This window comes from Methanomicrobium sp. (assembly GCF_055145805.1).
In genome coordinates this window covers 1-11276 of sequence record NZ_JBSREC010000129.1, presented here as the reverse complement: position 1 = coordinate 11276, position 11276 = coordinate 1, and the positions used below count along the sequence as shown (strand labels likewise).

Below are 11276 nucleotides of genomic sequence, written 5' to 3'. Positions count from 1 at the left end.
GGCATCAACATCAAAATCATCCAGAAATGGCATCATGCCCTTTATATATACTTTTTTTGAGCCGCTTTCTGTTTTTCTTTCTCCAAAATCTGCAATTGTTATCATAAGAGGGAACTCAGAAAGACGGTTTTCAAATGAAGGATCATTTTCCTTTCCGAAATTAATAAATTTATCAGCAATGATAAAGGGTCTTCCAAACTCCTGTTCATCTGCAAAATCAATGAGATCTTTTTCATATGTTGAATTTTCTGCAAGATCCTTTTCAAAATAAAGGACAACTTCAAGACCGTATATTTTGTAAAGCTTGTTTAAATCTAAAACACTACACTCTTTTCCTCTATATATTCCGAGATTTTTTAGTTTTTCTTCCAGGTCTTCTCCTTTTAGAGTATCTAGGCTTTTTCTCTTCATATAGTGATTATCTCCTGAATTAATATCAACTACATATTAGAAAACTGATTTGGTAATTACCGTAACATATATCCCTTCATAGATTACAAAACATAAATTGGAGGAGATAAACATGCCCGATTTTGGAAATCCTTTTTCAGGACTTAAAAGTGACCGTAAATTAACAGATGAAGAGTTGATAAGAGCAATCAGGTTTATGGTCTCTGCAGAGTATGAAGCAATACAGCTCTATGTACAGCTTGCAGAATCGACAGACAACAAACTTGCAAAAGAAGTTCTCTTGGATATCGCAGATGAAGAGAAGGTTCATGCCGGTGAATTCCTAAGACTCCTGCATGAGCTTGCACCAGATGAGGAAAAGTTCTATAAAGAAGGTTATGCTGAAGTGGAAGAAGAGATCGAAAAGCAAAAATAACTTTCAAAATTCTTTAAAAAAAAATTATCCTTTAATAATAAAATAAAAGAAATTTTTTAAATAGACTGATTTTTTTAAAACCAAATGATTCAAAAAAAGGATATGCTAATATTTCATAATGATAATTATAGGATTATCTTATGTCTGAGTGTAATACTGTGCAGGATATGATTCGCCTTATGGCTTCAAAAATTGAAGAAATGGCAAATTCTCTTTCTGATGAGCAGGTTCAGTGTTTTATTGATGAAATACTGAACGCAGAAAGAATCTATGTTATGGGTGCCGGAAGATCAGGTCTTGTTGCAAAGGCTTTTGCAATGAGACTGATGCATCTGGGCCTGAAGTCATATGTGATTGGTGAGACCATAACACCTGCAATGAAAAGAGGAGATCTTATAGTAGCTTTTTCCGGTTCAGGTGAAACAAAGACAATTGCAGAACTCTGTGAGACTTCAAAGTCAATAGGGGGGAGAATATGTCTTGTCTCTTCTAAAAAGGAATCACGGATAGGAAAGATTGCGGACTCTGTTGTTGTTATTGAAAGTCACCGGGACAATGTGGATGATGAGTCTGCTGAGTATGAAATCCGTCAGATGATGGGTGAGCACAAATCATTTGCACCTCTTGGAACACTTTTTGAAACCGCTTCAATGGTTTTTAGCGATTCAATAATTTCCGCTATCATGGATATTACAGAATGTGAAGAGTGCGATCTCAAAGGAAGGCATGCAAATATTGAATGAAAGGGAGTGAAAAATCTGATGGCGAGAGATTTATTTTCAAAAAGGGTTTGCTCAGTTGAGATGTCAGGAATAAGGAAATTTTTCCAGAAAGCAAAACCAGATTCCATAAATCTTGGTATAGGACAGCCTGACTTCCCGACTCCTGATCATATAAAAAAAGCAGGAATTAAGGCTATTGAAAATAATCTGACAGGATATACTTTTAATTCCGGTGTGCCTGAATTAAGAGAGGCAATATCTGAAAAATTCAGGCGTGAAAATGGTCTTAACTATTCCCCCGAACAGATTATTGTTACGGCAGGGGCAGGAGAAGCACTTCATATAGCCATGCAGTCTCTTGTTGATATTAATGATACTGTATTGTATCAGGACCCCGGATTTGTTTCATACAGGGAATGTGCAACTCTTGCAGGCGGAATTCCAAAAGGGATTTCGCTTGATGAAAATCTTCATATCAATGTTGAGGCCTGCAAGGAGCAGATGGATGGTGCCAAAGTAATTGTTTTGAATTCGCCTGGAAATCCGACAGGAGCTGTGGAAAGCGAAGAAACGATCAAAGCAATTGCTCAGTATGCCGAGGATAAGGGTGTCACAGTAATTTCAGATGAGGTATATGAACACTTCATCTATGGGAAGAAGCACTATTCTGCTGCAAATTATTCTGATAATGTAATGACAATCAATGCCGCAAGCAAAACGTTTTCAATGACCGGATGGAGACTTGGCTTTATCGGCGGTCCTGAAAGTTATATAGAACAGTGTCTTAAGGTTCATCAGTACTGTCAGACCTGTGCAACATCAGTCTCCCAGTATGCAGCTATAGCCGCATACAAAGGAAGCATGGACTGTGTTCTTGATATGAAAAATGAATATTTTAAAAGGAGGGATATTCTTTATGAAGGACTCAGAAGACTTGGCTTTGAATTCCCAAAACCTGAGGGTGCATTTTACATGTTTGTACCTATGGAAAATGAAACATTTGAGAAGATTATTGATGCCGGTGTTGTGATAATTCCCGGGGACGCTTTTGGCAAAAATGCAGATAATTATGCAAGATTCAGTTACGCGGCATCACAAGAAGATATCAGTGAAGCATTAATCAGAATTGAAAACGCAATTTAGGTGAGAATTATGGTAAAGGAATTATTAGGAAAATTATCTGATGCACACGGTCTTTCCAGCTATGAGGGAAATATCCGCGATATTATCAGAGAAGAGCTCGAAGGGCATGTGGATGATATTTATGAAGACGGGATGGGTAATCTCATCGCTGTAAAAAAAGGCGATGATTTCAAATTCATGATCGCATCCCATATGGATGAGATAGGTTTCATGGTTCAGTATATAGATGAGAAAGGCTTCATAAAATTTGTACCTATTGGCGGATGGTTTACACCTACAGCATATACCCAGAGAGTAATTCTTCATGGGAAAAAGGGACCTGTTACAGGTGTTATCGGTGCAAAACCTCCTCATGTTATGTCACCTGAGGATCGTAAAAAGGAACTTAAGATTGAGGAACTGTTCATTGACATAGGTTCAACAAGCGATAAGGAAACATCTGAACTTGGAATTGAGATTGGGACTCCGATAACAATTGACCGTGAATATAAAGAACTGGCCAACGGACGCATAACAGGAAAAGCAATGGACAACCGTGTCGGTGTCGCGCTTTTAATAGAAGTTTTAAAGCATTCGGAGTCTCCGCATACTATATATGGTGTATTTACCGTTCAGGAAGAACTTGGGCTTAAAGGTGCGAAAGTAAGTGCTTTTGCATTAGAACCTGACTGTGCAATTGCAACTGATGTCACAATCCCCGGAGATCATCCCGGTATCACCAAAAAAGAAGCAACTGTGGAGATGGGAAAAGGGCCTGTTCTTGTTCTTGTAAGTGCAGCCGGAAGAGGTCTTATGGCAGACTGGAAAGTTTCTGACTGGTTAAGAAAAACAGCAGAAGTGAATGATATTCCATATCAGCTTGAGGTGGGAGAAGGTGGAAATACCGATGCGACAATTATCCATCTTGTAAGAGATGGTATTCCAAGCATCCCGCTATCAATTGCATCCCGCTATATTCATTCCCCTGTAGAGGTTGTTGATATAAAAGATGTCGAAAACGGAATTAAACTGGTTTTGGAAGCAGTCAAAACAAAACCTGATTTATAAGATGAAAAATCTTTTTTAACCTGTAATCAGGTGGAATTTTTATCAGATAATACCTGAAATACTGGTTTTATGTATTTTTTAAAAATGAAATCCAAAAGAATCAAATATAAAAATGAATGATAGTATCTTTTACTATGAGGAAATTAGTTATTTTTTTAATGGTGATGGTATTTGCCGCACTGGCATTTACTGCAGGATGTACTGACTCCGGAAGTACAACACCTTCGGAAACACAGGCTGCAACTGTTTCATCAACAACAGCACAGGTTACAACAGCATCAGAGATGGTTCCCGGCCCTGTCCAGCAGCCGCCTGCAAAATATCTTGTTGATGTACAGGTTGACAAGGATATAGTTTATGGGACAATTACTGCAGCATTCAGGGGTGGACTTGGACAAAACTTTGTTTCAGACATCACTGTGGATGTTTACTATCCTGACGGAACTCATGAAACAAAGCAGCTAAGCGCTGTAAATGTCGGAGATAAGGTTGAGTTTAAAGGGAACAAAAATCAGAAAGACAGAGTAAAGGTTACTGTTGTATATGACGGCTCACTTGGAACTTTTGTAATATCAGATCAGCTTGTACCTGAGAAACTTCCGACCACTTTGAGCTAAAAAACCAAAGTTAATCATTCTTTTTTTTTAATCTGTACAACAGAGTTAAATTATCTTAAGATACAATTTATAAAGACAGATTAGTATCCGTTTTAATTTAAATAGGGAGATATCACTTATGGGAAAAGGAAAAGTTGTTCTTGCTTTCTCCGGCGGTCTTGACACTTCAATTTGTGTCCCGCTTTTAAAGGAGCATTATGGATTTGATGAAGTAATAACTGTTGCAGTCGATGTCGGCCAGCCTTCTGAAGATATTTTGAGTGCAACAAAGAAAGGCAACAAAATTGCTGATAAACATTATACAATTGATATAAAAAACCGTTTTGTAGAGGAACAGCTCTTTCCTTCAATAAAGGCAAACGGTTCATATGAGGGCTATCCAATGGGAACTGCACTGGCACGTCCTCTGATAGCTGAAGAGATTGTAAAAATAGCCAAAAAAGAAGGGGCAAAAACGGTTGCACATGGCTGTACCGGAAAGGGAAATGACCAGCTTCGCTTCGATTTTGTATTCAGAAAAGAAGGCATGGAAATAATTGCTCCTATGCGTGAGATGAACCTTACACGTGAATGGGAGATGGATTATGCAAAAAAACACGGTATAGAAGTCCCTGTTGTAAAGGAAAAACCATACTCTGTTGATGAAAACTGCTGGAGCAGAAGTATTGAGGGTGGAGTGCTTGAAAATCCCGCAACACATCCTTCTAATGACATTTATGGGTGGACTGTCTCTGCACAGGATGCACCTGATAACCCGGAGGAGATACAGATAGGGTTTGAAAAGGGAGTTCCCGTTTCATTGAACGGCAAAAATATGCCAGGTATTGAGATTATCCTTACACTCAACAAAATTGCGGGCAGAAACGGCGTTGGCAGAAACGATATGATTGAGGACAGAATTCTGGGTCTTAAGGCACGTGAGATATATGAACATCCGGCAGCGACTGTTCTCCTAAAAGCACATGCAGATCTTGAAAGGCTGATACTCAGCCGTCATGAACTTGCATTTAAGCACATAGTTGATGATAAATGGTCTGAGATTGGTTATATGGGACTGGTTGATGAACCATTGTTTGCAGCATTAAGTGCATTTATTGATAAAACCCAGGAGAGAGTAACAGGCATTGTTGATGTGGTTCTCTATAAGGGAAGTGTTTCAATTTCCGGAAGGAGTTCTCCAAATGCCCTGTATTCTGATGATCTTGTTTCATTTGAGAGTAAAACAATAGATCAGAATGATGCCGTGGGATTCTCTGCATATTATGGATTTCAGGCCAGAATGAAAGATATAATTGCAAAAGACTGCAATAAATAACTCTATTTTTCAATACTTTTCCGGCATATATGGCTTAATAAAAAATAAAAAAATTATAATATTTTGTCTCCGGCAACTTTTCCCGGGGTGCATTCATATACCTCTCTGATTTTGAGAACAATAAGCGATTTTGCCGGCATCTGTGGTTTTTTATCAGTTATTCTTTTATGCATTATTTCATATTCAGGACCTGCTGTTTTGACTTCTGCGTCTCCTTTTACCTGAAGACATCTTTTTGTTTCAGGATTCCAGAAGAATAATGCTACTTTTGGATTTTCTCTGACATTGGCAAGAGTCTTCACCATAAAATTGTCCCCAATCCAGAATGTTTCGTCATCTTCAAGCCATACTGAAGCCATAGGTGCAACATTTGGGACCCCTTCCTTTGAGGCGGTGGCCATAGGCACTGAATAGAGCTTTTCCATATTCTTTGTAAATACGGCTTTCATTTCATCTGATAATTTTACCATATATCTACATCTCCTGCATGTTTTTCATAATTTAAGTTAATTAAAATATTTATCAGACATCATTGAAAAAATCAATGTTTTTCCGGAATAAAACCTCTTTTAGATTTTTCTGAATAATAAAAAAGGCATTTTCTGTCTTCAGCGTGTAATAGTACTACTTTCAGCATATAGCTATTTTCTGAACTTTTCTTTGTTTCAGGGTGACAATTGTTACGAAAAGAAAGGTTTAATCATAAAAAAAATAGTACTGAAATATATCATGTGTGCTTTTTTCACATTTAAAAAAAATAGTCCAAATGTTGTCGAAAGTCCGCCTCCGCCGGTAATGGGGCAGGGGGCAGGTATGCGTGTCCCTGAATATACATCCAAACCATATTTTATTGTTGCTTCGGTTGAGATGGGCAATACAACAACCAAATGTATTCTGACAGGAACGAATCTTGAAACAGGCAGGACTTATGTTATACACAAGACAGTGAGTATGAGTCGTGATGTGCGCCCGCCAAAACCAGGCGAGACTATATTCGGTGAAACTCTTGTGGGAACTCCTATAACAAAAGAGTCTGTAACAGAGCTTGTTAAAGATACTTTGATAAAATGCCATAAGGATGCAAATCTTTCAATAAAAGATGATCTGGATTTTGTTGTAAGAAGCACAGGTGTTGTTGCCGCAATGGACTCTCCTGATCAGGTAGGTGACTTTGTAATTGCTCTTGCAAACGGATGTCTTGACGCCGGCGTCCCTCCAAAGAAGATGACACCTCCTATGGGTATTGACAATCTGCCACGCAAACTGAGGGAGTTCAGTTTTGCAGACAGGCTTACATTCTGTGGTACTGTTGCAGGTGTTTCACCACCTGTAGGTTCATCAGGTGTGGAAATGGTTGCAAATGAGATGGAAGGCGAACTTGCGATGGCCGGAATAAAAGAAGGTGCCAAATGGACGAAAGTGGACTGCAGAAATCCATGCCTTTCAATTGATTTCGGGACGACTCTTGACGGACGAATAACAAGTGATGTTTCTCCTGATGACGACTGGCCTTTTGCAAAGACAATCGGGAATTTCTGCGGTCTTGCAGGTGCAATTCCGGATGCACTTGTAAGAGGGACAGGTCAGGTGAAAGATAATACCGGAACAGCCCTTGATCTGTTTGGGGATAAATGCCTTAGATGTACTGTTTCAAAGAAAAAACCAAAAATTGTTAAGGAATATGAAGATATTATTCATAACTTAATCGATATACGTATTGTCCCGCCTGACCGTGATCGTTTTGGAAGAGTGCCTGTATGTGCAGATCTGGCAATGAAATCCGGAATTGCAATGATTGGCTGTGATGCCGGTGAAAATTTCAGCAATTCGGACAGCTTAAAAGCAATCGGCGCAGAGATATATAGCAAACACGGTACAGGAGTTCTTACTGACGTAATAGATCATGTGTGCGCAGGTATGGCACTAAGGCTTGTTGATGTCGCAATAGAACAGAATCTTGTTCCTCCCAATTCATCAATAGGTTTTACAGGACGCGCTGCAATATCAGGCAGAAAACCGGATTACATCATGAAAGGTATTGAAGATAGGGAAATATATCAAAACCCCTGTGATCATGTACTCTTTGTTGATGATGGTCTTGCAAGAGGAGCTGCTTTAATGGGAAGATGTATGTGTTCTCTGGGAAAGCCAAAGGATCCTATCGGAGGCGTCAGGGGAGGACCGTGTATTATGAACAGGCGTATAAAAATAGGAAAGTAAAACAGGAGATTTGAATATGGAAAATAATGAAATAGAATTGTACGATGTAATTGTTCCTCCGGGCGTTCCCAGAAAAATCATAATTGATATATCTGAGAAATTTGAAGTTGAGATAATAGACAGACCCAGACCCATTAAGTTTGCGAACATGGACGGGGATGTAAGAAATCTGATTGCATTCAGGTGTGATCAGGAAACTGCCCAAAAAGTTCATGAATATATGCTGTTAGAGCTCAAAAAATATATTGGCGAAGAATAATCCAAAACCATCTTTTTTTTTAAAATCCATATGTAATATCATTGTCTCCTGATGTATGATATGCCGGACAATTCGGTTTTTAATCAGATTAAAATCTCTAATATTTATTTAATCCAAGGGATTTTGGGCTCAAAAAAAAGAGTTCTATTTTGTTTCTGTAACTTTTATTATATGATAACCAAACTGTGTCTTAACGGGGCCTACAACATCGCCTGCTTTTGCTTTAAAGCTTGCTTCTTCAAATTCCGGAACCATCATCCCCCTGCCGAACATTCCGAGATCTCCTCCTTTTTTTCCTGAAGGACATGTTGAGAATTTCTTTGCAAGTGTTTCAAAACTGTCGCCCGCGTTTATCTTTGAGAGAATATCTTTTGCCTCTGCTTCATTCTTTACAAGAATATGTGAGGCTCTAACCTTTGCTGCCATCCTTACAACTTGGAAGACATCTCTAAAATATTTTTGTATATTTTTTTGATTAAATTTCCCTTTATCCGGATTTCAAAAAGAAGGGATTTAATTAATTTTTTTCTTCTTTGCTATCAGTGATCTCCCATTCTCCTCTTTCGACTCTGCCTGCAATCACCATCTTATGGCCCAGTGTGCATCTTGGATCATTTATTATTTCATCCAGTTCCTTTTGTGTAAGTTTCATATATCTGGGCATTGCCATATTCTGCTCTCTCCTTTTTTTATAATTTATAATCCAAAGATACCTATAGATTATGAAATATAATCTTACTGCATTATCTATTTTCAATCAGACTGAACTTGTAATATTCCTTAATTGTTTTTCAATCAAAAAGAATTAAAAGTACTGACAATGAAAATTTAACCAATGGTCTGGATAAGATCTCTTGAGGGAAGTTATGTTAATGCCGAGAATATTTTCTCCATAACTTTTGATAATAAATGCAAATCTTTTGTTGCAGTTGTTGGCTATAAGGAATCACGTCTTCAGCATAAGATATTTCAGAACCGGGCTCTTGATAATATTCTTGCAGGAGATAAACCCAGAAGTGACTGTGATATTATTGAAGAGATGATATATTTCATTGAGAAAGCAAAGAAGGAATTAAGTCCTGATATTTTAGATTTTAATGAATTATTAAATTAAAAAATTTATTCAGTTAATAATTTCACCAAAAGTGCTTTCTGGGCATGGAGTCGGTTTTCAGCCTGGTTCCATATGAAACTATGTTCTCCTTCCATAACGTCGTCTGTAATCTCTTCTCCGCGGTGTGCAGGGAGACAGTGCATTACTATTGCGGTTTCAGATGCTGTCTCTATGAGTTTTTGGTTTACAGAAAACCCGGAAAATGCATTAAGGCGGATCTCTTTTTCAGCTTCATCACCCATTGATATCCAGGTGTCTGTATATATGACATCGGAGTCTTTAACGGCATCTTTGGGGTTATCAAAGGTTTTTATATTCGCTCCGAGTTTTTTTGCAGTTTTTATAATATCCTGATCCGGTTCATAACCTTTTGGTGTTGAGATGCGGACTTCAAATCCGGTATATACTGATGCCAGTATGAGTGAATTGGATACATTGTTTCCGTCACCTATCCATGCAACTTTTATGTCGGTCAGGTATTTTCCAAATTTTTCTGTTATTGTAAGGACGTCTGCAAGAATCTGGCAGGGATGCTCCTTATCGGATAGTCCGTTTATGACAGGAATTGTTGCATGTTTTGCAATCTCTTCCACAGTACTGTGGAGATGGGAGCGGATCATTATTGCAGAAAGATAATTTGACAGAACACGGGCGGTATCTTTTATTTCTTCACCGCGTCCAAGCTGCATATCGTTGGGATTTAAGAATATCGCATGTCCTCCAAGTTCATACATGCCAACTTCAAAAGAGATCCTTGTTCTTGTTGAGGCTTTCTCAAATATCATTCCCAGTGTTTTTTTAGGAAGAATATCTTCAAGAATACCTGCCTGTTTATTTTTTTTTAGATCGGCTGCAAGAGAGAGTACTTCTTCAAATTCTTCCTTTGTGAGATCCAAAATTGAGAGAATATTTTTTTTCATCTGATTTCCTTCATGTGCTCAATACGCCTGTTTAATACAGTCATCGTTCCGATATCCCTGCGGTAACGGACTGCACCTTTAACTGATGCCGCTGCTGATTCAGCAATAGATTCTGCTTCTTTTAAAGTGTCGGCCATTCCGACAAAGGCCATTGTTCTTGAAGTCTGTGTATATAATTGTCCGTTTTTTTCTGCAACATTTGCATAGTACATATGCGCATTTCCGATATCTCCAATATTTATTGGTTCATCAGCTACAGGTGAATCAGGGTAGCCCTGTGGAACAATATATTTGCAGACTGTAGCTTTTTTTGAGAATTTAACGCTGGAATCTGTCAGAGTTCCTTTTACGATTCTCTTAACAATTTCGCAGAAATCAGTGGAAAGGAGGGTTAAAAGGTTCATTGCCTCCGGGTCTCCAAACCTCGCATTGAATTCAATGACTTTCGGGCCTTTTGATGTGTTCATAAACTGACCATAAAGCATTCCGCGATAAGGAGTTTTTGCACTTTCCATGAATGCAACAACGTCTTTCATAATTGAAAGTGCTTTTTCATAATCAGATTCTGTTACAAAGGGCATCATATGATCCGGCATAGTGTATGATCCCATGCCGCCGGTATTGGGGCCCACGTCGCCTTCATATGCCCTTTTATGATCCTGAACCAGTGGCATCGGGATAAGATTTATTCCGTCAACAAAGGCCATTAAAGTGAACTCTTCTCCCAGGAGTCTTTCTTCAAGGACAACATTTCCGCCGATCTCCTGGATATACTTAATTGCACCATCCTTTCCGAAATGCTCACCCATAATCATGACGCCTTTTCCTCCGGTAAGACCTATGGGCTTAATTGCCAGATCACTGTCGTGGTTTTTGATAAATTCACAGGCGTCATCAGCATTGTGGAATACACGGTACATCGGGCATCCTGCCACGCCGTATTTGTCCATCATATCGCGGCAGAATGCTTTGTCTGTCTCAAGGCGGGCTGCAGCTCTGCTTGGACCAACGCATGCAATGCCCCTGTCTTCGAGATAATCCACAATACCTGCCTCAAGAGGAGCTTCAGGACCTATTACTGCGTATTCAACTC

General features: G+C 38.8%; 15 protein-coding genes. 9 read left to right on the top strand and 6 right to left on the bottom strand.

Annotated features, from left to right (window positions below; all coding sequences use genetic code 11):
• A partial coding sequence (locus tag ACTB1O_RS11865) for a hypothetical protein (RefSeq protein WP_462995351.1) occupies positions 1-411 on the bottom strand: 411 nt, incomplete at its 3' end.
• 112 nt (positions 412-523) lie between these two features.
• Here ACTB1O_RS11865 and ACTB1O_RS11860 point away from each other — a divergent pair.
• The 6 genes from ACTB1O_RS11860 to ACTB1O_RS11835 all read left to right on the top strand — a co-directional run bounded on the left by ACTB1O_RS11860 (position 524) and on the right by ACTB1O_RS11835 (position 5670).
• The gene (locus tag ACTB1O_RS11860; protein ID WP_462995350.1) at positions 524-826 is read left to right on the top strand and encodes a ferritin family protein; all 303 of its coding nucleotides are present in this window, start codon (positions 524-526) and stop codon (positions 824-826) included.
• Positions 827-966: 140 nt separating this feature from the next.
• Positions 967-1569 (top strand): 6-phospho-3-hexuloisomerase, encoded by a 603-nt coding sequence (gene hxlB / locus ACTB1O_RS11855; protein WP_462995349.1) that lies wholly within the window; start codon positions 967-969, stop codon positions 1567-1569.
• Positions 1570-1587: 18 nt separating this feature from the next.
• Positions 1588-2691, top strand: a complete 1104-nt coding sequence (locus ACTB1O_RS11850) for a pyridoxal phosphate-dependent aminotransferase (protein WP_462995348.1) — start codon at positions 1588-1590, stop codon at positions 2689-2691.
• A 9-nt stretch (positions 2692-2700) separates the two neighbouring features.
• Complete coding sequence (locus ACTB1O_RS11845; RefSeq protein WP_462995347.1) at positions 2701-3738, top strand: M42 family metallopeptidase; 1038 nt, start codon at positions 2701-2703, stop codon at positions 3736-3738.
• Between the two features lie 134 nt (positions 3739-3872).
• The gene (locus ACTB1O_RS11840; RefSeq protein ID WP_462995346.1) at positions 3873-4355 is read left to right on the top strand and encodes a hypothetical protein; all 483 of its coding nucleotides are present in this window, start codon (positions 3873-3875) and stop codon (positions 4353-4355) included.
• A gap of 118 nt (positions 4356-4473) precedes the next feature.
• The gene (locus ACTB1O_RS11835) at positions 4474-5670 is read left to right on the top strand and encodes an argininosuccinate synthase (RefSeq protein ID WP_462995345.1); all 1197 of its coding nucleotides are present in this window, start codon (positions 4474-4476) and stop codon (positions 5668-5670) included.
• A gap of 53 nt (positions 5671-5723) precedes the next feature.
• On the opposite strand, the gene ACTB1O_RS11830 is transcribed toward ACTB1O_RS11835, so the two are convergent.
• Complete coding sequence (locus ACTB1O_RS11830; protein WP_462995344.1) at positions 5724-6140, bottom strand: pyridoxamine 5'-phosphate oxidase family protein; 417 nt, start codon at positions 6138-6140, stop codon at positions 5724-5726.
• Positions 6141-6399: 259 nt separating this feature from the next.
• Between ACTB1O_RS11830 and ACTB1O_RS11825 the strand changes: the two genes are divergently transcribed.
• Both ACTB1O_RS11825 and ACTB1O_RS11820 read left to right on the top strand, forming a co-directional pair.
• Entirely contained in the window at positions 6400-7890 is a 1491-nt protein-coding gene (locus ACTB1O_RS11825) for a methanogenesis marker 14 protein (RefSeq protein WP_462995343.1), read from the top strand.
• Positions 7891-7906: 16 nt separating this feature from the next.
• On the top strand, positions 7907-8149 hold the full coding sequence (locus ACTB1O_RS11820) for a hypothetical protein (protein WP_462995342.1): 243 nt from the start codon (positions 7907-7909) through the stop codon (positions 8147-8149).
• A 144-nt stretch (positions 8150-8293) separates the two neighbouring features.
• Here the strand turns inward: ACTB1O_RS11820 and ACTB1O_RS11815 are convergent, their stop codons facing one another.
• Both ACTB1O_RS11815 and ACTB1O_RS11810 read right to left on the bottom strand, forming a co-directional pair.
• A complete protein-coding gene (locus tag ACTB1O_RS11815; protein ID WP_462995352.1) occupies positions 8294-8614 on the bottom strand; it encodes a peptidylprolyl isomerase in 321 nt (106 codons plus the stop codon).
• A gap of 52 nt (positions 8615-8666) precedes the next feature.
• The gene (locus ACTB1O_RS11810; RefSeq protein WP_462995341.1) at positions 8667-8819 is read right to left on the bottom strand and encodes a hypothetical protein; all 153 of its coding nucleotides are present in this window, start codon (positions 8817-8819) and stop codon (positions 8667-8669) included.
• 165 nt (positions 8820-8984) lie between these two features.
• Here ACTB1O_RS11810 and ACTB1O_RS11805 point away from each other — a divergent pair, with 165 nt between their 5' ends.
• The gene (locus ACTB1O_RS11805; protein WP_462995340.1) at positions 8985-9263 is read left to right on the top strand and encodes a hypothetical protein; all 279 of its coding nucleotides are present in this window, start codon (positions 8985-8987) and stop codon (positions 9261-9263) included.
• A gap of 5 nt (positions 9264-9268) precedes the next feature.
• Here ACTB1O_RS11805 and argF read toward each other — a convergent pair whose 3' ends face one another.
• Together argF and purD are read right to left on the bottom strand one after the other, a co-directional pair.
• Entirely contained in the window at positions 9269-10183 is a 915-nt protein-coding gene (gene argF, locus ACTB1O_RS11800) for an ornithine carbamoyltransferase (protein WP_462995339.1), read from the bottom strand.
• Positions 10180-11276: phosphoribosylamine--glycine ligase (purD, locus tag ACTB1O_RS11795; RefSeq protein ID WP_462995338.1), on the bottom strand; the 1097-nt coding region annotated here is incomplete at its 5' end. The genes argF and purD, both read right to left, overlap by 4 nt.

Bases quoted from the DNA above. Each gene is read 5' to 3' on its own strand.
- ACTB1O_RS11860 (WP_462995350.1), top strand. From the start codon at position 524: ATGCCCGATTTTGGAAATCCTTTTTCAGGACTTAAAAGTGACCGTAAA.
- hxlB (WP_462995349.1), top strand. From the start codon at position 967: ATGTCTGAGTGTAATACTGTGCAGGATATGATTCGCCTTATGGCTTCA.
- ACTB1O_RS11850 (WP_462995348.1), top strand. From the start codon at position 1,588: ATGGCGAGAGATTTATTTTCAAAAAGGGTTTGCTCAGTTGAGATGTCA.
- ACTB1O_RS11845 (WP_462995347.1), top strand. From the start codon at position 2,701: ATGGTAAAGGAATTATTAGGAAAATTATCTGATGCACACGGTCTTTCC.
- ACTB1O_RS11840 (WP_462995346.1), top strand. From the start codon at position 3,873: ATGAGGAAATTAGTTATTTTTTTAATGGTGATGGTATTTGCCGCACTG.
- ACTB1O_RS11835 (WP_462995345.1), top strand. From the start codon at position 4,474: ATGGGAAAAGGAAAAGTTGTTCTTGCTTTCTCCGGCGGTCTTGACACT.
- ACTB1O_RS11830 (WP_462995344.1), bottom strand. From the start codon at position 6,140: ATGGTAAAATTATCAGATGAAATGAAAGCCGTATTTACAAAGAATATG.
- ACTB1O_RS11825 (WP_462995343.1), top strand. From the start codon at position 6,400: ATGTGTGCTTTTTTCACATTTAAAAAAAATAGTCCAAATGTTGTCGAA.
- ACTB1O_RS11820 (WP_462995342.1), top strand. From the start codon at position 7,907: ATGGAAAATAATGAAATAGAATTGTACGATGTAATTGTTCCTCCGGGC.
- ACTB1O_RS11810 (WP_462995341.1), bottom strand. From the start codon at position 8,819: ATGGCAATGCCCAGATATATGAAACTTACACAAAAGGAACTGGATGAA.
- ACTB1O_RS11805 (WP_462995340.1), top strand. From the start codon at position 8,985: ATGGTCTGGATAAGATCTCTTGAGGGAAGTTATGTTAATGCCGAGAAT.
- argF (WP_462995339.1), bottom strand. From the start codon at position 10,183: ATGAAAAAAAATATTCTCTCAATTTTGGATCTCACAAAGGAAGAATTT.